The organism is Streptococcus sp. 210928-DFI.4.42, assembly GCF_020554365.1.
Taxonomy (GTDB): Bacteria; Bacillota; Bacilli; order Lactobacillales; family Streptococcaceae; genus Streptococcus; species Streptococcus parasanguinis_S.
In genome coordinates, this window is record NZ_JAJCHF010000004.1 from 93,753 (window position 1) to 115,729 (window position 21,977).

The 21,977-nt window shown below is 44.6% G+C and carries 19 protein-coding genes and 1 riboswitch; of the genes, 3 read left to right on the forward strand and 16 right to left on the reverse strand.

Going from position 1 to position 21,977, the window contains the following annotated elements:
* Positions 1–10: 10 nt before the first annotated feature.
* From LIZ08_RS02670 to LIZ08_RS02715, 10 genes are all read right to left on the reverse strand, one after another.
* Positions 11–643, reverse strand: a complete 633-nt coding sequence (locus tag LIZ08_RS02670; protein WP_227038215.1) for an SGNH/GDSL hydrolase family protein — start codon at positions 641–643, stop codon at positions 11–13.
* On the reverse strand, positions 644–1,492 hold the full coding sequence (locus tag LIZ08_RS02675; protein ID WP_227038216.1) for an HAD family hydrolase: 849 nt from the start codon (positions 1,490–1,492) through the stop codon (positions 644–646).
* Positions 1,493–1,658: 166 nt separating this feature from the next.
* Positions 1,659–2,375, reverse strand: a complete 717-nt coding sequence (locus LIZ08_RS02680) for a DUF554 domain-containing protein (protein ID WP_227038217.1) — start codon at positions 2,373–2,375, stop codon at positions 1,659–1,661.
* A 23-nt stretch (positions 2,376–2,398) separates the two neighbouring features.
* A complete protein-coding gene (locus LIZ08_RS02685) occupies positions 2,399–4,063 on the reverse strand; it encodes a MutS-related protein (protein ID WP_125826602.1) in 1,665 nt (554 codons plus the stop codon).
* Positions 4,064–4,066: 3 nt separating this feature from the next.
* Positions 4,067–5,410 carry a CapA family protein gene (locus LIZ08_RS02690; protein WP_125826603.1) on the reverse strand — a complete coding sequence of 448 codons (1,344 nt, stop codon included), beginning with the start codon at positions 5,408–5,410 and terminating at the stop codon, positions 4,067–4,069.
* Between the two features lie 193 nt (positions 5,411–5,603).
* On the reverse strand, positions 5,604–5,807 hold the full coding sequence (locus LIZ08_RS02695; RefSeq protein WP_125826604.1) for a hypothetical protein: 204 nt from the start codon (positions 5,805–5,807) through the stop codon (positions 5,604–5,606).
* 195 nt (positions 5,808–6,002) lie between these two features.
* A complete protein-coding gene (locus LIZ08_RS02700; RefSeq protein ID WP_125826605.1) occupies positions 6,003–6,887 on the reverse strand; it encodes a helix-turn-helix domain-containing protein in 885 nt (294 codons plus the stop codon).
* A 386-nt stretch (positions 6,888–7,273) separates the two neighbouring features.
* Positions 7,274–8,209 carry a peptide-methionine (R)-S-oxide reductase MsrB gene (gene msrB / locus LIZ08_RS02705; RefSeq protein ID WP_227038218.1) on the reverse strand — a complete coding sequence of 312 codons (936 nt, stop codon included), beginning with the start codon at positions 8,207–8,209 and terminating at the stop codon, positions 7,274–7,276.
* A gap of 273 nt (positions 8,210–8,482) precedes the next feature.
* The gene (locus LIZ08_RS02710; protein WP_024055113.1) at positions 8,483–8,839 is read right to left on the reverse strand and encodes a hypothetical protein; all 357 of its coding nucleotides are present in this window, start codon (positions 8,837–8,839) and stop codon (positions 8,483–8,485) included.
* Between the two features lie 278 nt (positions 8,840–9,117).
* Positions 9,118–10,053 carry a dihydroorotate oxidase gene (locus LIZ08_RS02715; RefSeq protein ID WP_003016837.1) on the reverse strand — a complete coding sequence of 312 codons (936 nt, stop codon included), beginning with the start codon at positions 10,051–10,053 and terminating at the stop codon, positions 9,118–9,120.
* Positions 10,054–10,352: 299 nt separating this feature from the next.
* On the opposite strand from LIZ08_RS02715, the gene gdhA reads away from it, so the two are divergent.
* Both gdhA and LIZ08_RS02725 read left to right on the forward strand, forming a co-directional pair.
* The gene (gdhA, locus tag LIZ08_RS02720) at positions 10,353–11,699 is read left to right on the forward strand and encodes an NADP-specific glutamate dehydrogenase (RefSeq protein WP_214260476.1); all 1,347 of its coding nucleotides are present in this window, start codon (positions 10,353–10,355) and stop codon (positions 11,697–11,699) included.
* Between the two features lie 278 nt (positions 11,700–11,977).
* Entirely contained in the window at positions 11,978–12,295 is a 318-nt protein-coding gene (locus LIZ08_RS02725; protein WP_049485484.1) for a hypothetical protein, read from the forward strand.
* Positions 12,296–12,886: 591 nt separating this feature from the next.
* On the opposite strand, the gene LIZ08_RS02730 is transcribed toward LIZ08_RS02725, so the two are convergent.
* Positions 12,887–13,735: a mechanosensitive ion channel family protein gene (locus tag LIZ08_RS02730; RefSeq protein ID WP_003008782.1), complete on the reverse strand. Its 849-nt coding sequence runs from the start codon at positions 13,733–13,735 to the stop codon at positions 12,887–12,889.
* 137 nt (positions 13,736–13,872) lie between these two features.
* On the opposite strand from LIZ08_RS02730, the gene sstT reads away from it, so the two are divergent.
* Complete coding sequence (gene sstT, locus LIZ08_RS02735) at positions 13,873–15,090, forward strand: serine/threonine transporter SstT (protein ID WP_045759865.1); 1,218 nt, start codon at positions 13,873–13,875, stop codon at positions 15,088–15,090.
* A gap of 53 nt (positions 15,091–15,143) precedes the next feature.
* On the opposite strand, the gene LIZ08_RS02740 is transcribed toward sstT, so the two are convergent.
* From LIZ08_RS02740 to LIZ08_RS02760, 5 genes are all read right to left on the reverse strand, one after another.
* Complete coding sequence (locus tag LIZ08_RS02740; protein ID WP_227038220.1) at positions 15,144–16,475, reverse strand: alanine/glycine:cation symporter family protein; 1,332 nt, start codon at positions 16,473–16,475, stop codon at positions 15,144–15,146.
* 102 nt (positions 16,476–16,577) lie between these two features.
* Positions 16,578–16,672, reverse strand: a riboswitch (glycine riboswitch).
* A gap of 129 nt (positions 16,673–16,801) precedes the next feature.
* Positions 16,802–18,220 carry a C69 family dipeptidase gene (locus LIZ08_RS02745; protein ID WP_227038221.1) on the reverse strand — a complete coding sequence of 473 codons (1,419 nt, stop codon included), beginning with the start codon at positions 18,218–18,220 and terminating at the stop codon, positions 16,802–16,804.
* A gap of 446 nt (positions 18,221–18,666) precedes the next feature.
* Entirely contained in the window at positions 18,667–21,006 is a 2,340-nt protein-coding gene (locus LIZ08_RS02750) for an endonuclease MutS2 (protein WP_227038222.1), read from the reverse strand.
* 73 nt (positions 21,007–21,079) lie between these two features.
* Entirely contained in the window at positions 21,080–21,634 is a 555-nt protein-coding gene (locus LIZ08_RS02755; protein ID WP_049506576.1) for a CvpA family protein, read from the reverse strand.
* 10 nt (positions 21,635–21,644) lie between these two features.
* Complete coding sequence (locus LIZ08_RS02760) at positions 21,645–21,935, reverse strand: hypothetical protein (RefSeq protein WP_049471900.1); 291 nt, start codon at positions 21,933–21,935, stop codon at positions 21,645–21,647.
* Positions 21,936–21,977: the final 42 nt, after the last annotated feature.

The following is a 21,977-nucleotide window of genomic DNA, read 5'->3' on the forward strand; positions in this document are numbered from 1 at the left end:
GACGTTTTCTCTATAACGTCTCCTGCAGAGCTTGGGCTAGAACTCGGTAACCAGCCACACTTAAATGGAGGCCATCTGTCGTATAGGCTTCTGCCAACTGCCCCTTTTCGTCCAATAAAGACGAATACACATCAATATAGCTGACCTGGTGGTAGGCCTGGGCCAATTCGCGATAGGCCTGGTTGAGGGCCTGAATTTTTTCATTGGTCCGCACATAGACCTTTTGTTTGTAGCGCTCATCTTGACTCACCGGTAGAACCGAAATCAGGTTGATGTGGGTCAGCGGAAAATCTCGCATAATTGCTTGTAAGACCGCTTCTACATTGTCTAAGGTTTCCTTTTGAGGAATTTCTTTTCCGATATCATTGGTCCCGATCAAGAGAAAGATCTGATCCACCGCCGTTCCAAAGACATGGGCGTCTAGATGCTCACGAAGGAGATCCGTCTTATAGCCTCGCACTCCTCGATTGACCATGTGTTTGGGACTTTGTAATAGTTCATGAATGGGGAAATACTCCACGATGGAGTCTCCGATAAAGATCAAACCAGGCTCCTTCAAAGGGGCTTGATTGAGTTCCCGATAGGTTGTTATGATTTTCTCCTGCTCCTTTAAGAGCCAGTCTTCTAACAGTTGTACCGCCATCTAATTCTTTCCTTTCACTTGTTCCCAGGGGGTTAATCCTAGATACTCTTCGATCACCTGGTAGACACCACCTTCCTGATGGCTCGGCGCTAAGTGTTTGGCAACAGCCTTGACAGCTTTCTCTGCATTGGCTACAGCATAGGAGTGAGCAGCCATTTCAAGCATTTCGATGTCGTTTCCGCTATCCCCAAAGGCCATAACCTGGCTGGCATGAAGTTGCCACATCTCCATTAATTGAGCCAGTCCCCAAGCCTTGTGAATGCCGGCTTGTAAGAGATCCATGCTGCCAAAACCGCTCGAAACTGCCATGAGCTGATCTCCAAAAGCCTGCTGGACTTCCTGGCGCACTTGATCGAGACGATCCAAGCCAACCACCAAGCTCATTTTAAGCACCTGATCAAATAGATCTGCTGTCAATTCGGGAACAAACTTCATCCGCTTGTACAAGGCTTCAATCACTTCCGGCTGCATGAATTTCTCAACTTCTGTAAAGACCGTTCCTTCCTTGACAAAGCCACCATTGACAGCTGACACAACCAGCTGGTCTGAAATTTCCCGCCCCTTAAAATAAGCAAGAACCGCCTCTACTAGTTCTCGATCCCAGAATTTCCCAAGAATCATTTGATCATCCTCAAAAATCCGAGCTCCATTGGCCACGACTAGGGTCACCCGTTTGACCAAAGGACCCAAGAGCTGGCGCATGCGATGGATTTCATTTCCCGTCGCAATGACAAAGCGAATCCCTTTTTGATCCAAGTGGTCCAATAGCCTTTCCAGGCGCGGAAGATCCACCTCTCCTCGCTCATCTAATAAGGTCCCATCCATATCTGTTGCAATTAGTTTGATCATAACTCACTCACCCTTCACCTTCGAAACGAATCCAATCTTCACTCCTGTTTCTTATTTTATCACATTTAAAAGAATTCCTTTCTTTTCGGAGCACCTTCATTTTTCTAACAAGACTACAAGGACAAGCAAAAAAGCTAACCCATCTATACCGGTTAGCTTCTGCTTTTTAGCCAACAAAGGCCCAAATAATGGCAATCAGCACTGCTGGAAGGAGATTGGCGACCTTGATTCGTTTGCCCCAGATGAGATTGATCCCTACACAGAGAATGAGGCTGGAGCCAACTAGGGACAGATTCGAAAGGGCTTGCGGAGTCATGATCGGTGCGATCAAATGGGCCAACAGCGTGATCAATCCCTGAAGGATCACGAGTGGAACCACCGCAAAGATCGCACCCTTTCCTTTTGAAACGGTCAAGACCAGAACGATAACCATATCGAGAATAGCCTTAGCCAACAAGGTCGAGGTGTCGCCTGTTAGGCCATCCTGGACAGCTCCGACCACCGCCATAGCCCCGATACAAATGGTCAAGGCCGTGGTCATAAAGGCATCGACAAAGCTGGTATCACCTTGGTTGCCCGTCTTTTTCTTCAGCCAGGTTCCCAGTCGCTCAAAGCCCTCCTCAATCTTCAAGAGTTCCCCGATAACGGTCCCGATCACTAGACTCAGAATCAACATCATACTGCCGTGACTTTCTACATGACTTCCATGCACCACCAGCATCTTTTCCAAGGTCCCTGCGATGCCCAAGACAAAAACAGCAACTCCTGTCACTTTCAGAAGGGTCTCATGAAAATCTTCTGACAAACGTTGACCGATGAGCAATCCTAAAAGCCCACCAAATACAACTCCTAAGGCATTATAAAAGGTCCCTAAACCAATCATTTACAAACTCCTTCGTTCATTTTTCATTCTTTTTCAATTTCTTTCAAAGACCAGTGCCCCGTCTCTTCATACTGGTCAATCAAGTCCTTGGCTGTTTGCGTAATCTCCTCTGGATAATGCAGGCTTTCCAGGGTATTGACCGCATTCTTGGTCACGGCTGACCCTGGCTTGATCTGGTAGTCAAAGACGATCTTGCCATCCACATAGCGACTGTCAAAATGGTAATTATCATTGACCTCACCAGAAGCTGCGACCAGCTCAATATCGTGACTGGAAATCATGTAGAGGCAGTTTTGGGCAGCCAACCAGCGGACAATCCCAAGACCTGATCCAATCCGCTCGATGGTATTGGTCCCCTTAAAGAGCTCGTCAATAAAGAAGTAATGAAAACCAGGCTCTTTGAGATGCTGAATCATACGTAAAATAGCTTTACTTTCAGTGATGAAGTAACTATCTCCAACTTCAATATCATCACTCACATCCATGGCCGTTAGGACATGACCGTAAGGAAGGGCCAATCTTTCTCCATAGGCAAAGCCTAATCCTTGAGCCAGAATGGCATTGATGGCGACAGTTTTCAAATAGGTCGATTTCCCGGACGCATTGTCCCCACTGATGACCATATTTTTTTGAAAATGCACATCATTCGCAATCGGATTGGACAGCAAGGGATGATAGAGCGTCTCTCCCTCAATGCCACCCGTTTCCGTAAAGACCGGCTGACAGACCACTTCTAGGTCTCGCTTGTGGCGCAAGAGACTAATGGCGACTTCCATCTCTCCAAGGAGATCCAGAAGCTTCTGAGCCTCCTTTTGATGAGCCTTCACCTGATTGTAAATATAAACCTGAGCGATCTGCGGGAGTAAAAAGAGGACGTTGAGGTAGAGGAGAACAATTTCCATCTCAGAGGTCCCCGTTGGACTCTGCAAGACACTGGCAAGGATCCGCGTTTTCTTAAAGGGTTTGACCGCTTGCTTGAGTGCTTCTTGTTGTGGCAAGGCTAGATGGCTCAAGCGTTCTGCCGAAGCAAAGATGCGGACCAGATAGCTAACATTATCCAGACGGATTTTATTGGACCAATTGTGCAAACTCGAAAAGACAATATTAAAGACCACACTGATCACCAAGAGGGTAATCGCCCCGACTGGCTCAAAGGGGATGGCAAAGAGACAGACAATGGGAAGGCAGGCCAAGGCTAGATAGAGGGGCAAACCTGCATAATGCTTGCCGGGATTTGCGACAATGCTCCGCGCCATGTTGTGGTTCTTCTTGCCTAGTTGGTTGAAAATGACCTGGACCTTGAGGCGCAAATCAGGATGCTCTTCAAAGAAGGCTTCTAAGTCATGAAGCTGGTCCTGAGGCTGGAATTCCAGCAGGCGCATTTTTTGATAGAGAGCCTCTGCTCCAAGGCTCGATTGGGTATAGTTGAGCTGATCAAAGACCGCATCCAAAGCCAAATCATGCCAGGTCTGATCATCCACTTGGCTATCGATCGTCCTTCCCTTAGCTGGATAAGCCAGACTATCTATCAAACTTTCTTCTGTGTCTTTCTTGCGAAAGAAAGGCGCCCCATCCCAAGCCTTCTTCAGCTTTTGCTTGAGGCGGATGGCTGTAAGAAATTTGGTTGCCCAAATCACCACTATCAATCCTAGGATCCCAAGCGGGATCCAGTTCACATTTCCTTCCATGCTCTATTCCTTTCCACTCTGAGGCCAGTCCAAGTGAACATGTTCCTTCATTTCTCGATAAGCCGTGTCCACTCTCTCCTTGGTCTCCTCATCTAACTTATCGCGGTATTTGCCACCCTTGATAAAATCTTCCAAAATATAGGTTTGGTAGTTGTACAACTCATAACCTTCAGGAGAATAGGTTCCCTTTGGAGTCCGACTGACCCAGGTTGGATGAGCAGTAGCCGTCTTAATCCGTGTCTTGCGGCCGACCTTTTCGATGGTCACATCCATCAAGACTCCTCGCTCTGTCCACTGGGCGGTCTCCACGTCCCCCATGGTTTCCAGACGCTGATTAGAAAGGAAATTCCCCATCGAGTAGATGATGAGCTTGTTTTGACCATCTTTATTGACCACTTCAGCAGGCTCTACAACATGGGGATGCCCGCCAAAGACAATATCAGCTCCCCATGAAATCATCTTATGGTAGAGCTCTTTTTGCTCTTCTGTCGGCTCCAACTGGTATTCGATTCCCATCTGGGGCATAACAATAGTAATATCGGCCTCTTGCTCTGCCTTTTGGATCTCCGCCTTCATCCGCTCTTCATCCAAATCAGACAAGACATCTGCTTGCTCCTCTGGAGTGAGCGTCGTTTCCATCCCATTAAAGCCGTAAGCATAGGCTAGAATAGCAATCTTGATGCCATTCACTTCCTTGATCACCAAGGGAGCTTGCCCTCTCTTTTCATGCGTGTAGACACCGACAGGTGTGATGCCTGCATCTTCAAAGGCCTTGGCTGTCGAATAGACCCCATCTAGGCCTGAATCCAAGATATGGTTGTGTCCCAAATCCATGACATCATAACCAGCATCCTTGATGGCTGGTACGACTTCGCTTGGTGCATTAAAGAGAGGATAACCTGACAAATAGTAATTCGGGTTAATGGTTCCCTCAAAATCACCCAAGGCTAGATCCGCTTTTTGTAGCCAGGGTTTGACATACTCATAATTTTCATGAAAATCATAGCTTCCATCTTCCTTTTGTGCACTCATATAGACCAGATCATGATAGAGCTGGTCTCCATTGGCCATAATCCGAGCTGTATGAGGGATCTGATCAGCCGGTGTTTTTGCCTTGTACACAACCTCTGGCCGTTCGGTTGCGGTGATCGGAAAACCTTGGAACTTTTGCACCCACAAGATGGCATTGGCCACGATAAAAACGACTGACAAGAGCACATAGACAAACTGTTCATTCGTCAGCTCAATCCTTGAAAAGAGACGATCAAAAGCCCAATCAAAGGCCGCCGATAGCTCTTTCCCCATCGTTTTGATGGTCCCTTTCACACTCTCCAACTTCTCTAACATTCCTACCTCTTCTTCGTACCTAGTTTCTCCAATGATCCGCCAACAAATTGAGCTGTCATTGAAATACTTTCTCTTCATTGTATCACAATTTTTAAGAAGAGAAAAAAGAGAGCAGGACAGAAGCGCCATTGTTTAGAAACGCTTCATCGTCCTGCTCCTGCACAGTTGATGAATTCATGTAAATGATCGATCATCACTTCTTATCGTTTGATTTAGACAGGCTAATCGCAACCATGACAAGACTTAGGAAAAAGGCCGAAAGCAACCCTTTTGTCGTCTGATTCATAAAAGGTTGATGAAAGACAAAATGATTATAGGCAGTAAATCCTAATCCAATCAGAGTCACCATAGCCGAAAGCGCAAAAATCGATCGCCACAAATTTCTATTTTTCATCATAAACTCCTTTTCTCTAAAATGAATGTTTGGGAAACGAATCAACTAAAAAATCGTCCTACAACATCCAAAATATACCGATCCAACAAACAGTTATATATCCTACTGTAGGAAATAAAGTTTTCTGATATCTTTGCTTTTTTATGATTTCAGTCTAACATAAAATGAAAAAAGCAACATGACTTAAACGTCGGGTTGCTAAAAATCTTTCTGTTTTTCTTCTAATAATCTTTGTACCAGCACTTCATCATCCAATAATTCAGCAAATGTAATTGCCTTTCCATACAACTCCTCAGATTTCTCCTTGTTCTTTTCCACATGGAGCATATATTTCGCTTTAAACATATAAATAATAGGTTTGTAATAAACATGTCTCGTCTTATCAATTACATCTTCGAAAGTTTGAATATATTTAAGCGTATATTTTTCTTCCAACTGAGCTAGCAAAACAAGCAATATTTTTTCCAACTGTGTCAGGTATTCCTTGTCCCCATAATCTATGTCAAGCATTACTTTATCAGCCAACTCCTGAAAATACCTTTTATCTTCTAATCCTACAGCACAGCAAAAAAAGTAGAGTTCAATAATTAACAAATCATTAACCGTATAAATTGTTTTCTTTAAGATTTGTTGAAAGTATTCTTCTAAAAGAGCAAGACCATATCTCACATCAGAACTATTATAAATATCTAGACGCGCTTGAATCACATCTATAAGTAATTGTTCATCCTCTGGAAGACGATCGTAGTAACATTCCCCAATTTCTTCTAAAATCGCTAGTTTCCGCTCAATTCGTTCTCGATCCGCATAGGTCGGACTATCTACCAATTCTTTCTTTAACCTTAGATAATCTTTTGGTATTTCAATTTTGTCAATATCAACAATATACTGAACCTCGACATTCAGTTTTTTCGCTAAATATATTAATTTGGGTACAGTTGGCATAGCCTGACCATTCTCAATTCGGGCTAATTGCCGAATAGTCAATTCAGATTCATCATCGCAAATATCTGCTTGTGTATATTTTCTATCTAGTCGTGTAGATTTTATTTTTTTCCCAATCTCTTTTTTTAAATCTTTCATCACCAGTACATCTCTACAAATTAAATATTATACTAATTTTAACACATATTTTGTTAGAATAACGAAAACCTTTTCATATTTTCCTTAAAAAGCATCCTAACTTGAAAATCATGCTCCTTATTTATAAAAGTGGCTTCTGTCTCTCCGAATGTGGATCTTTTTCTTACCTAAGGCAACCCAAGTGGTATTGCAGAAAACATCATCCCGATTTTCACTGATACAGATATCTACTGAAACTTTCCGCTGTGAGAAAAGTGCCTGAAACAGTGATGTTTCAGGCACTCGGGAGTTTTGAAACTTTAGGTTCAAAACTAAGTCATGGAACTTCTTCGAAGTTCGCTGACGTCCGTACTCACCTAAGGAAAGTTTCTAAGATGCTTTTTCTATTATCTCAAAGCTTTTAACAAATATCCATAACCTTCTTGCTCCATTTCCTCTTTTGGAATAAAGCGTAGCGAGGCCGAATTGATACAATAGCGAAGCCCTCCTTGATCTTTTGGTCCATCGGTGAAGACATGTCCGAGATGGGCATTGCCTGAACGGGAACGAACTTCGATCCGCTCCATCCCGTGGCTATGGTCCTGGTAATAGTGGACGACATCTTTGGCAATGGGACGGGAGAAACTTGGCCATCCACAGCCAGACGCAAACTTATCCTTGGCAAAAAAGAGAGGTTCCCCCGTCGTAATATCCACATAGATCCCCTCTTCAAAGGTCTGATCATAGGCATTGTGGAAAGGACGTTCCGTCGCACTTTCTTGGGTGACTTGGTACTGTTCTGCTGTCAGTTTCGCCTTTAAGGTTTCTTGATCTGGCTTCTGATAGGCTGCTGGATCAATCAAGGGCTGCTCAGCATCCGTCACATCGATATGGCAATAGCCTCCAGGATTCTTCTTGAGGTAGTCTTGGTGGTAGTCCTCAGCCAAGATATAGTGGCGCAAGGGTTCCAACTCAACCGCGATTTTGCGGCCCAGTTGCTTCTCTTCTTCCGCAAACACTTGGGCAATCACTTCACGGTCTGCTTCGTCTGTATAATAGACACCGGTCCGATATTGGCGGCCTCGATCATTTCCCTGCTTGTTAACGGACAAGGGATCGATCACCCGGAAATAGTAGAGCAGAATCGCCCGTAGGGTGATTTTATCTGGATCGTAGATGACTTCTACAGTCTCTGCGTGATCCGTTTCCTTGATCAGTTGGTAGTTGGTCGTTTCTACCTGGCCATTGGCATAGCCCACCGTCGTCTCTTCTACACCGGGGATCCGTGAAAAATATTCCTCTAAGCCCCAAAAACAGCCACCTGCTAGATAAATCTCTGCCATCTTTTTTCCTCGCTTCCTGCATTCCCTAAAAGGAACACTTCTCATCTATTAGCTCCATCATAATCCAAGAGCCTCAGATTTTCAAGGATTCTGCATCAAAAATCCCTTCTACTATATGTAAAAGGGATTCAGTCCTTCTTATTTTTCAAATAAGAAAAAGAGCGAGTAATAAAAGTTCCAAAACGATAGGATTAACTGATGTAGAAAATCATGAAGGACTACCATGACCAACACCTCCTCTGAATATCTGTGGACAAGCACCAGGCACATCAACTACAAAAGCACCGTCGGTCCATAGACCTGTAACTGAGGCTTCACAACCTCGTAATGCCAGTGATCATAAGCTCGCCAAGCTTGAAAGGCCTCTTCGTTCAATGCTAGCCCGCCCAGACCAATCAATAGACTGGCAGTCTGATAAAACTTTTCTAACTCAATCAACAGACGATTGTCTACCCGCCTAGCCTTTCGTAAGCCTTTCAACATCTGATCTAGATTTTCTCGAAATCGAAGGGCATCTGGACTGGGGGTGCATCCTTTCAAAAAGGCTGTTTGAAGAAGGCTGATCGTCGTTCTTGCCTCTTGAATCACATCCCTTTCTTCCATAGAAATCACCTTCCTTTTCACCTCCATTGTACACCTTTTTCTCTCTATAGAAATGGAAAATTCCTAAAACTAGGAACAGAATGAGGTTGGGACAAAAGTCCTAGCCTCTCAATTATTTTTGGATTGTCGAGCAAGACGCAGTGGTTGAGTGGGCTCTACTACGCTGATTTCATCAGCTTTTACAGACCTACTCAACTGTGCGGAGGTGGGACGACGAAATTGAATTCTAACGAATTACCGATTTCTGTCCCACTCTCATAAAAAACTTCCCCAAGTTTCCACTTGAGGAAGTTCTTTTCGAAAGATTAGTCAATGTAATGCAATTTCCCACGGAAGTCTTCCAGGCTTTGGTAGCCTTTTTCTTCCATGATGGCTTTGAGCTCCGCAGTGATGCGGTCAAAAGCTCCTACTCCTTCTTTATGGAGTGTCGTTCCGATTTGCACCATACTAGCCCCACAAAGAATATGCTCAAAAGCATCGCGACCAGTCAAGACGCCCCCTGTCCCCACAATCTGAATTTCTGGGTTCAGACGTTGGTAAAAGGCATGGACATTGGCGAGAGCCGTTGGTTTGATGTATTCTCCACCAATCCCACCAAATCCGTTCTTCGGACGGATCACCACGGATTCATCCTCGATGTAGAGGCCATTTCCGATCGAATTGACGCAGTTGACAAACTTAAGCGGGTATTTGTTAAAGATCGCTGCTGCTTGGTCGAAATGAACGATATCAAAATAAGGGGGCAACTTGATCCCTAGAGGTTTGGTGAAATAGGCAAAGACCTCAGACAAGATCCGATCTGTCGTATCAAAATCATAGGCTATCTGAGGTTTCCCAGGGACATTGGGACAAGATAGGTTCAACTCTGTCAAGCCTTTAAAGTCACTGTCTTGCACCTTTTTCAAGATAGTATGAGTTTCTTCAGGAGACATGCCGACGAGAGATAAGAAGAAGGTCCGGTCAGGATCCGTTTCTTGCAACTCCAATAAGTAATTCAAATAATAGTCCAACCCTTGGTTAGGTAACCCCATCGAATTGATCGAACCAAGCGGCACATCTTGGTAGCGTGGCTCTGGATTACCAGCACGGAATTCTAAGGTCGCTGTCTTGGTCACAAAGGTTCCCGCAGCTGAGTTCTTCACTTCTTCTAATTCCTCAGTAGTCATACAGGCTACACCTGCCGCATTCATCAAGCAGTTGTCAAATTCAAAACCAGCAATTTGCGTTTTTGTCGATACCATCTTGTACTCCTTTTTTGAAACACCACCAACAGAATCGTTCGGGATGCTCTCTATTTTCTTCTTTCATTATACCATCACTTGGAAGCTTCCGGACAATCAAAGCTAAAAATTCTTCCAAACATTCGGACTTTCCTAGTTACGATAAAATTTTCAGAAAATTCAACTTTTTTCTTTACAAGCCAAAAAAAGTCTGCTATAATGATCCATGTAATAAAACATGACATTGTTTGTCAACTGTCTCAAAACCACTCCCCTAGCGGGTTTGCTGGTTTTCGTTTCATTCACAAAGGAGAATTAACATGACAACTGCTAAAGAATATATCCAAAGCACTTTCGAAACTGTAAAAGCTCGTAACGGCCACGAAGCTGAATTCCTTCAAGCTGTTGAAGAGTTCCTCAGCACTTTGGAACCTGTTTTTGAAAAACATCCTGAATACATCGAAGAAAACATTTTGGCTCGTATTACAGAACCTGAACGCGTAATTTCTTTCCGTGTTCCTTGGGTTGACCGTGAAGGAAACATCCAAGTAAACCGTGGTTACCGTGTTCAATTCAACTCTGCTGTAGGTCCTTACAAAGGTGGTCTTCGTTTCCACCCAACTGTTAACCAAGGGATCTTGAAATTCCTCGGTTTTGAACAAATCTTCAAAAACGTCTTGACTGGTCTTCCTATCGGTGGTGGTAAAGGTGGATCTGACTTCGATCCTAAAGGAAAAACAGACGCTGAAGTGATGCGTTTCTGCCAAAGCTTCATGACTGAATTGCAAAAACACATCGGTCCTTCTCTTGATGTCCCAGCTGGTGATATCGGGGTTGGTGGACGTGAAATCGGATACCTTTACGGTCAATACAAACGCCTTCGCCAATTTGATGCTGGTGTCTTGACTGGTAAACCTCTTGGTTTCGGTGGTAGCTTGATCCGTCCAGAAGCAACTGGTTATGGTTTGGTTTACTACACTGAAGAAATGCTCAAAGCCAACGGCGACAGCTTTGCTGGTAAGAAAGTCGTAATCTCAGGTTCTGGTAACGTTGCTCAATACGCTCTTCAAAAAGCAACTGAACTTGGTGCAACTGTTATCTCTGTATCTGACTCAAATGGTTACGTGATCGACGAAAACGGTATTGACTTCGACCTTCTTACAGATGTTAAAGAAAAACGTCGTGCTCGTTTGACTGAATACGCTGCTGAAAAACCAACTGCTACTTACTACGAAGGTTCTGTATGGACTTATGCTGGTAACTATGACATCGCTCTTCCATGTGCAACTCAAAATGAGATCAACGGCGAAGCAGCGAAACGCTTGGTTGCTCAAGGTGTGAAAGTTGTCTCTGAAGGAGCAAACATGCCAAGTAACATCGATGCCATCAACGTATACAAAGAAAATGGTATTCTTTACGGACCTGCTAAAGCAGCCAATGCTGGTGGGGTTGCTGTATCTGCTCTTGAAATGAGCCAAAACAGCCAACGTCTTTCATGGACACGCGAAGAAGTGGACGGACGTTTGAAAGACATCATGACCAACATCTTCAACACTGCTAAAACAACTGCAGAAACTTACGGTCTTGGTAAAGATTACCTTGCAGGTGCCAACATCGCTGCCTTTGAAAATGTTGCAAACGCGATGATTGCACAAGGTCTTGTATAATCAATCGATATTTTTCTTTAAGACCTTCGGGTCAAAGCCTCTCAACTCCTGAAACCAGTATGTTTCAGGAGTTTTTTTATAGCTACAGACCTCTGTCAAGTCAACCCGACCAAGGGAGAAAAGCCATTTTTTAGATAAGGGACTCGACTGTCTCTAGTGGGGAGATGTGAGCCCTCTCTTTTTCTGTATCTTTTTCTAAAAAAATTTTATTTTTTTTACTTTACCCCCTTGCATTTTTAATAAATTAGTATTAAACTATAGCAAAAGGAGGTGTGCTTATGTTTCTTTTAGCTCAAGAAAAATCAGATACGATCGAATTCCTTAAGTCTGAATTGGTCCAATTACTCTCCAATATGCGACAAGAAATCGCAGCTAGCCGTCAATCACAGACCGGTGCAGCTTGCCATCATATTGAATATTGCATGGACAAGATCCAAAGGGCAAAAAGTTCCGTAGCCATTGCCCTCCCCATCGAATCCTTAAATCTCGAAATCACGACGATGTTGCGCCAGCAACTCATCGTCTTGCCACCAGAGGCTCGAAAAAATTGGGACCAGATTAAAAAGCTGGATTTCAAATACTGCTACTTAAAATAGAGAGTGGGACAGAAATCGGTAATTCGTTAGAATTCGATTTCGTCGTCCCACCTCCGCACAGTTGAGTAGGGCTGTAAAAGCTGATGAAATCAGCGTAGTAGAGCCCACTCAACCACTGCGTCTTGCTCGACAATCCAAAAATAATTGAGAGGCTAGGACTTTTGCCCCAGCCTCTTTTTTGTGTTAAAAAATGTAAAAAATTGGTTCATAAATTAATTTATTCGATAGAATGATTCAATCGTCTACTTAAACTTTCCGCTGTGAGAAAAGTGCCTGAAACAATATCGTTTCAGGCACTCGGGAGTTTTGAGAGTAAAACAGTTCGGGGAACTGTTTTAGCCTGAGCCCAAAAATTGAAAAGCGAAGGGGTTCAAAACGAATTGAACACGGGCTGCGGATTGTGTCAAAAAGATAAGTCCTCCTAGAATCGAAAGATTCTGCGTCAAACTTCCTATTTTGACTTTATCCGCAGACGCCCTTTGTATCTTGGTTTAGTCATGGAACTTCTTCGAAGTTCGCTGACGTCCGTTCTCACCTAAGGAAAGTTTCTAAGAGGATCTTGTCTACATTCTAATTTCTGAGCTTTTCTTATTACATGATCCCGTTCTTTCCTGTCGGTAGGCTAATCCCTGCTTCCATCAAGGCATCATGGTAGAGTTTATAGTAGGTATGATAGACAGTCGTCTGGGTTCCATTTTGCGCAGTCATCGCGATGCGGAAGGAATAACGACCATTTTTTTCAATCTGTGGGCCTAAAATCGTAGGACCTGTCAACACTTCTGGGTGTTTGTCTTGTTCAGACTGATTGACCTGAGCAATCACCTGATAGATCTTGTCGAGATCGGTATTTGCATCTAGCGGAATATCGATTAGCACGCGCATATCGCCACGTGAGAGATTGCTGACGACGGTGATGTTGCGATTCGGAACAAAGTGGAGAGTCCCATCAAAGTCCCGCACCTGGGTCGTCCGAATCCCGACACTGCTGACGATGCCGGCAATATTAATAGACCCATTCGTGAGACGAACATTGTCTCCCACGTCCAACTGGCGTTCTAAAAGGATGAAGAAACCATTGACCAAATCGGAAAGAAAACCCTGGGCTCCCATCCCAATCGCCACCCCAGCAATCCCAGCACCAGCCAAGAGACTAGAGACCGGAAGACCTAGAATCGACAAAATCCAGTAGATCAAGATGAAATACAAACAATAGTTTAAAAGGCTCTCAACCAAACGGAGAATCGTATTTTTACGGGCTTCATCCTGCACCGTATACTTAAAGGATGGGGTTAATATCCGCTTAACCAGGCTATGGATGACCTTTTTAGCAATAAAAAATAAAAGAAAGACAAAAATCAGAGAGATACATTTTGATATCAGATCATCAAAAATCTTCGTCCAGTCTATTTTACTGAAATAACGTTGGAAAGCTTGACTCATTTATTCGGGCCTTTCTATCAAAGAATAGTATGATTATATCAAATATTCGGAAATAAGGCTATTTTTTGAAAATTTCATTGCTTTCCCCCCCTAACTATCGTATAATATTCCTTAATTATTTTTTAAGGAGGTCCTACATGATTCATCGATTGATTACCACTTGGAATAAAACCAACCTTATGAAAAGGATCGCAATCGGGATTGTACTTGGTGTTATCCTAGCCCTTATCTTCCCGAAAGCATCTGGCATTGGACTCTTAGGTCAGTTCTTTGTTGGAGGGCTCCGTGCGATCGCACCCCTTCTGGTCTTTGCGCTCGTCGCAAATGCCCTCTCCCAACACCAAAAAGGGACAGAGACCAATATGAAAAAGGTCATCGTCCTCTACCTCCTAGGAACCTTTGCAGCTGCCTTCGTCGCTGTTTTGGTCAATTACATCTTCCCAATCACCATTACCCTGACTGGAAAGGCCGCTGAAGGATCCTCTCCAAACGGGATTGGCGAAGTGATTAGTAACCTCTTGCTCAAGATCGTCGACAACCCGGTCAACGCCTTGCAGCAAGCCAACTACATTGGGATCCTTTCTTGGGCAACTGTCTTTGGGATTGCCATGAGAGAGGCGAGCGAACATAGTAAGGACCTCCTCCAAACCCTAGCAGACATCACTTCAAAAATTGTTGAGTGGATTATCAACCTAGCTCCATTTGGGATCTTAGGCTTGGTCTTCACGACCATCGCTGGCCAAGGACTCAGTGCCCTTAGTAACTACGGGATCCTCTTGCTTGTTTTGGTTGGTACCATGGCCTTTGTAGCCCTGGTCATCAATCCATTGATCGTCTTTTTCATGATTCGCAAGAACCCTTATCCCCTTGTTTTTAAATGCCTCCGTGTCAGCGGGGTAACAGCCTTCTTCACCAGAAGTTCTGCAGCCAACATCCCTGTCAATATGCGTCTCTGTGAAGAGTTGGGGCTGAATCCAGATACCTATTCTGTCTCCATTCCACTTGGTTCAACTGTAAACATGGCAGGCGCAGCCGTGACGATCAATATTTTGACGCTCGCTGCTGCCAATACCTTGCACATTCAGGTTGACTTTGGAACTGCGCTCATTCTAAGTGTGGTAGCGGCTATCTCTGCTTGTGGAGCATCTGGAGTTGCGGGAGGATCTCTCCTTCTCATCCCTGTTGCTTGTAGCCTCTTTGGTATCACCAATGATTTGGCCATGCAAGTCGTCAGCGTCGGCTTTATCATCGGGGTCATCCAAGACTCTTGTGAAACAGCCCTCAACTCTTCGACAGATGTGCTCTTCACTGCCATCGCCGAAATGAGCAGCTGGCCAAAAGAAAAACGCTATTAAATGAGCCTATCTCAAATAGACAAGAAAACCCAGATCCATCGATCTGGGTTTTCTTATTTCTTAAAGTATTGTTTGCTTTCTTCGATGATGACAGGGGAGAGGGCTAAGAGGGCAATTAGGTTGGGCAAAGCCATCAGCCCATTCACAATATCCGCAATCACCCAGACCAGATCCAGCTTAAGGAAACCTCCTAGTCCAACCATAAAAACAAAGAAGGTCCGATAGAGGTTGATATGTTTGACGCCAAAAAGGAATTCGAAACACCGCTCTCCGTAATAAGACCATCCAAGTATGGTCGTGGTCGCAAAAAGCACCAAGCATAGCGTTAGAATGATGCCTCCGACTGGACCAAAGACGCCTGTAAACGTATCCTGAGTCAAGGTACTAGTGCTGCCCTTAGCCATCCACTCACCTGAAACCAATAACGAAAGTCCTGTCAAACTACAGATGATAATGGTATCAATAAAGGTTCCTGTCATGGAGATCAAGCCCTGCTCGACTGGCTCATTGGTCTTCGCCGCTGCCGCTGCAATTGGGGCAGATCCGAGACCAGATTCATTAGAGAAAACTCCACGCGCCACCCCTTTTTGGATAGCCATTTTGACTGTTGCTCCTGCGAAACCTCCCATGGCTGCAGTCCCTGTGAAAGCACCTGAAAATACCGATTTCAAGGCTGGAAGCAATTGGTCCAGATGCAAGACAATGATCGTGACAGTCGCAAAGATATAGGCAGCAGCCATAAAAGGAACCACTTTTTCAGAGACTTTGGAAATCCAGTGAATTCCACCAAAGATGATGGTCGAAACCACTAGAGCAATCACTACACTAGCCACTTCTGGAGTTGTTCCAAAACTAGCTTGAAGGGATCCCGTAATGGAATTAACCTGGGTCATGGTTCCGATCCCAAAGAGGGCTACCAGCACTCCTGCAACTGCAAAGAAAATAGCCAGTGGTCGCCACTTCTCTCCCATCCCGTGAAGAATGTAGTACATCGGACCACCTGAGATATGACCGTTGTCATCCTTGGTCCGATAACGAATGGCTAAGAGCCCTTCTGCATACTTGGTCGCCATTCCAAAGAAGGCTGCCATCCACATCCAAAAGAGGGCACCTGGGCCACCTGTCTGAATCGCTGTAGCCACCCCTACAATATTCCCCGTCCCTACAGTAGCCGCTAGAGCCGTCGCAAGAGCTCCAAAGCTCGAGATATCCCCATGGCCCTCATCTTCTGTAAAGATCAGGCGAAAAGCTTTTGGAAGGTAGCGTATCTGAAGCAAGCCCAAGCGAAAGGTCAGGTAGATCCCTGTTCCTACCAAGAGCACCAACAGCGGGGCGCCCCACACTAGATTATCGAGCTGCTGAAAAAATTGCAATACATGATCCATTTTCTGTCTCCTTTTTCATCGACCGCTCGACAGAAAAGAGAAAAAGAAAGAGCACATGTCAAACATGTACTCTGGTCCTGCTTAAAATAGGGGACTTCCCCTATCTTTCGCTCTGTCCTTTTACCTGAGAGTTTGAGTAGATGTATCCTCTACCTTGCCCCTTCGGTGCCATTTCTGGTCTCTCCAGAGTTCCGTCCATTCACAGTCACTCACGCTCCTGCAAACTTCATTCGGTCGTATGTAATTTTCTCTATTTTAATCGATTTTCAAAAGATTGTCAATCATTTCTGAAAATGTCTTGGAAACTTCCTGAAAATATACGCTTTTTAATCACTCAAGGAGAAGTGATTGGTCATGAGGTTGCTAGCATCGAGCAAAATCTTATCCAAGAGTTGATCTGTCGCTTCCTGGATTTGATCACTCATGGCTTGGTTTTCCGCCTCAAAATCAACGGTTTCACCTGCTGCAAGTGCACGATCGACTTTATTGATGCGCGCATGTCCCCAGGCCATTGTCGTTTCTTGGTAATCATCCAAATCACCAACATGGTGAGCATAGTGAGGATCTGCTAGTCCGGCAATAATCCGGTTGGCCCAGTAGAAGGAATCCGTTGTCACCTTAGCCGTCGTATTGGCAAAGTAGTCTGGCGTTGTATCCACTTGGGTAAAGAAAGGAACGGCTGTATTGTAAGGCATGGAGCCATAAGAAATCCATTGGATGCCTGTCGTTTCTTGTGGTTTATTGGGACGCAATTGCAGAATCGCTGTCTGGCTGGTCCGGTTGATCCCGATCGTCCGGAAGGTCCGTTGACTCACGTGATCTCCTTCAGGACCATAAGGATCGTAGATAGTGTCTTGGTAGTGGTTGCTCAAGACATATTTGACATCTTCAATCGTTACCTTGCGATAAGGTTTTTGACACCAAGGAATCTCAAAACTCCGTGGATCCTGCTCGATTTCAGGATTGAGGAAACGCTGGATGGCCCAAGCCCGCGGTGTATTGTAGTGGCGATCCTTGTCTTTTTGGCTACCAAAGGCATAACGTGGATTAAAACCTTTCCCTTCTTGATCCAGAATCAAATGGTGCTCTGTGACAAAATGTTCAAGATCCGGGTCACAAAGAAACTCATCGGGATTGCCAAATTCAAAATAATCACTTCCCAGTTGGTTGGGGTTGGTCACATAGGCATCATCAGGGACACGGCGCGCCATCCAGTGGTGACCTCCGACGGTCTCCAACCACCAGATTTCATTCACATCTGAAATGGCGATCCCGTTGGATTCATAAGTTCCATACTCTTCTAAAATCTTCCCGAGACGCAAGACCCCTTCGCGGGCTGTCTTGACATAAGGCAAGACCAAGGTCAGCATGTCTTCCTCACCGATGCCACTCTCTACAAGAGGATCTGCCCCTAGCACACGGCTATTGGTCGTAATGGTCTCTGTCTCACTCATAGCTACATTGTAGATATTGATCCCAGCTTCTCCCCAGATCCCGTCCTTAGGAATCGCATCTGGAACCGATGTATAGCGAACTGGATTATCTGGCAAGTCGATTTCAAAAGTTGATAATACTGACTTGTAATGACGCAGTTGATCTTCCGGTTTGACCACGATCAATTTCTTGGGCGTAAAAACGCCATTTTGAGAATCCTCTGTTCGTGCTACAATGGTCGAACCATCATAGCTAGCATTTTTTCCGACTAGAATCGTTGTACACGAATCAGCACTTTCACGTTTACGCATGCGTATCCTCCCAAATCATTCATTGCCTCTATTATAGCACTTTTAAAAAGGAGGACCTACTGAAAATCCAATTTGAAAACGGATCGTTTTCAATTTCTTTTAATCCGGTTCATTATGAAAATTTTAAAAAAACCTAGCTGTTTATCAGCTAGATTCAGATTGAAGAAAAAGTTATCTTAGAAACTTTCCTTAGGTGAGCACGGACGTCAGCGAACTTCGAAGAAGTTCCATGACTAATTATTGAGCCTAAGGTCTCAATAATTCCGAGTGCCTGAAACTGTATTGTTTCAGGCACTTTTCTCACGGCGGAAAGTTTCGGTATTTTCTTAATTTATTCTAAAAATGGGACAGATTTATATTTCTTTGCAGAATTTCTTAACTTATTTTTCTTTTTAAAAATTTAGTCTACGTTCTATACCCTAGCTAATGAAAAGCTAGGGCTTAACTTAGCCTTTAAACGTAACAATAGTTGCGCCGCTTCCACCTGCATTTTGTGGGGCATATTCAAAACTCTTGACATGCTTGTTGCGGCGGAGGTATTTTGTCACCCCTTCACGGATGACCCCTGTACCGATCCCGTGGATGATATCGACTTGAGCCATGTTGTTGAGCAGAGCCTGATCGATAAAACCATCTAGCTCTTGCATAGCCTCTTCATAGCGTTTTCCACGGAGGTCCAGACGCGCTCTCGGCCCGCTCGTGTTGGAGCGCTTGACGACATTCACCTGGCGTTTCTTAGGTTGAGCCGCTTCTTTTTCAACCTTGATAAGGTTGAATTCTTTTTCTTCCAAGGTCATCTTGATCAAGCCGACTTGGGCCTCCCAGCGTCCATCTTTGAGTTGATTGACTAGGGTCCCGCGTTGCCCATAGCTGATAACCAGGATCTCATCTCCGACCTTAGGTGCACGCGCCTTCTTGGCTTTTTTCAAGACCTTATTTTTAGAAAGATCGACGGTCTCAGGAGCTAGTTTTTTTAACTGAGCCTTGGCCTCAATGATCTCATGTGGTTTCAACTGAGATTTGGCGTGAAGACCTTGAAGGATGCGATCACTCTCTGAAAGTGCCATATCCACAATTTCCTTGGCTTCTTCTCTTGCCTTATTGAGCTCTGTTTCCCTCTCTCGAGTCAGTTCGTTATAGAGCTTTCGAAGAGCGCGATTGAATTTGAGATTTTCTTGCTCCACTTCTTGAATGGTATCCAAGCGCTTGCGACTTTCTAAGGTCTGCGCCTCCAGTTTTTCAATAATCTGATTGACATCATTGTCCGTATTGGTCATCTTCATGGCATCCTGGATAATGGTCTCAGATAAGCCCAAACGACGGGCGATCTCAAAGGCATTGGAGCGACCAGGCACCCCTTGCATGAAGCGATAGGTCGGACGAAGACTCGCTGTGTCAAACTCCATGCTGGCATTTTGCACCCCTGCAGTCTCAATCCCGTAGGCCTTGAGCTCTGGATAGTGGGTCGTCGCCATGGTCTTAATCCCTCGTAAGCGCAGGTCTTCTAGGATGGCAATAGCAAGACCAGCCCCTTCTTGAGGGTCGGTTCCAGCTCCTAACTCATCCAGAAGGATCAAGGAGGCGGTATCTACTTGATGTAAGATAGATACGATATTGGTCATATGACTGGAGAAGGTCGACAAGCTCTGCTCGATCGATTGTTCATCTCCAATATCTGCAAAGACTTGTGAGAAGATGCCCACACGACTACCTGGATCCGCTAGGATGGGAAGACCAGACTGGGCCATAATTTGCGCTAGTCCCAGCGTTTTTAGCATGATGGTTTTCCCCCCTGTATTGGGACCGGTAATCACGATTTCAGTCAAGTCCTCGCTAAAATGCAGGTCATTCGCGACGGCATTTTCAATCAAGGGATGACGTAGTTGCAAGAGCTGAATAGAGCGATTACTGCTAACCTCTGGTACCACTGCCTTGAAATCGCGCATAAACCGATACTTGGCCTTGATCAAGTCCAAGTGACCGATAATCCAAGCGTTGTTAGCAATCTCTGCCGCATGGGGGCGCAGGCTGTCAGACAATTCCTCCAGAATCTGAATGATTTCATACCGTTCATCTGCTCGGTGGTTGGCGATTTCTTCATTGAGATTGACCACTGCACGAGGTTCGATATAAACGGTATTCCCACTGGCTGAGATATCGTGGACCACCCCTGCAATCCGGTTGCGATAGGTGTTTTTTACCGGTAGAACATTGCGTCCATTCCGGCTAGCAATCACAGCATCCGCTAACATATCGGCCTTGCTTTTCAGCAGGTCTTGTAGAATCTCTCTGACCTGGTGTTCATTTTCCTGGATGCGGCGACGAATTTTGGCCAATTTTTCGCTGGCAAAAGACTCGACAAAGCCTCCTTCGTTGATGGCTTGAAGCCCACCTTGTAGGCGGGGCAGATCTACCAAGTTGTCAAAGAGGCGATGGAGCCTTTCCAGACGAACATTTTCCAAGTTGTCGTAGAAATCCTTGAGCTCATGTGTTACCCGAAGGACTGCTTTTAGCGCTAATAATTCATCGATATTGAGGGCCGCCTCCATCTCCAAACGCTTGGCCACTGGACGGACATCTTGAATGGTCGACACGGCAAAGCGAGGCTCTTCCAAGAGAATCTGCTCCATATCTTCTAGCTCAATAAAGGCCGTTTCGATGGTTTCTTTTTTATCAGTTGGAGTAAGGACTGCTAGCTCCATCTCCCCTTGTTCTGTCTGTAGATAGGGTTCAAAGAGTTGCTTGACCTTGTCAAACTCCAGAATATCTAAGATTTTTTTATTCATGTTTCTCCTACAAAAAAAGTGAGCGTCCTTCCTTGAATCGGACTTGTCTCACTCCTTTCTTCATTTTTGCTCCTTAAGCTCCGATAATCGCAGTCACCCACAAGTTGTGGAACAGGCTGGAACTGATCGGGGTATGAAGGATGATAAAGCGGATCAATCCACTTGCATTTAGTCTATTTTGGATGGAAGCCATGGGAACTGTTGAGAGAATAGTCAAGCCCATCTGGATCACCAAGAGGGTTATCACGACGGCGATCACACCTGCTCCAATTTGATACTTGCGATCCTCCAATTTTTCTGGCTGGGGAACCAAGTGCATAAAGATTCCAATCACGCGGCCGATCAAATAAACCAGCACAAAAATCAACACATAAGCTAATCCTGCATAAAAGATGTCATCTAATTGAAACAGGTAGCGGTTGGCATAAAAATAATTTACCGATTGCTGGGTGGGACTCGAAAAAGGAACCCATAGAGACAAAACCTTAGCCAGTCCCTTGTAGCTACCACCTGCAATCAAGAGGGCTACCAAGGTCACTAGAAAGTAATAGGATTGGAGGATGATGCCTCTTGCATAGCCAATATAAAAGCTCCATGCCAAAATCAATAAGATTAAGAAAGTTAACATGTATCTCCTCTTATTTGGATGATTTATCCTTTAAGTCGTCTAAAGCTTTGCGACGAAAATCATCTAATTCTGTTTCTTTGTCGTCAAACTCAATCTCGCGATTCAGTTGCATAGACAAACTATTTACTGCCAATAAGATAGCGATGGTTTCATCATCGGCCTCTGGCATTTGTTCCTTAATTGCTTGGTATTTTTCTTTCGCAACACGTTCGACTTCTTCCATAAACAAATTATCATGGTTGGTTGTTAAAGTGAGCGCTTTGTTTCCAAATGTAAATTTATATCTATTTAAGCTCGCCATAAAAATCACCTCACGGTATTATACCAAAAAAGGCTAGCTTTG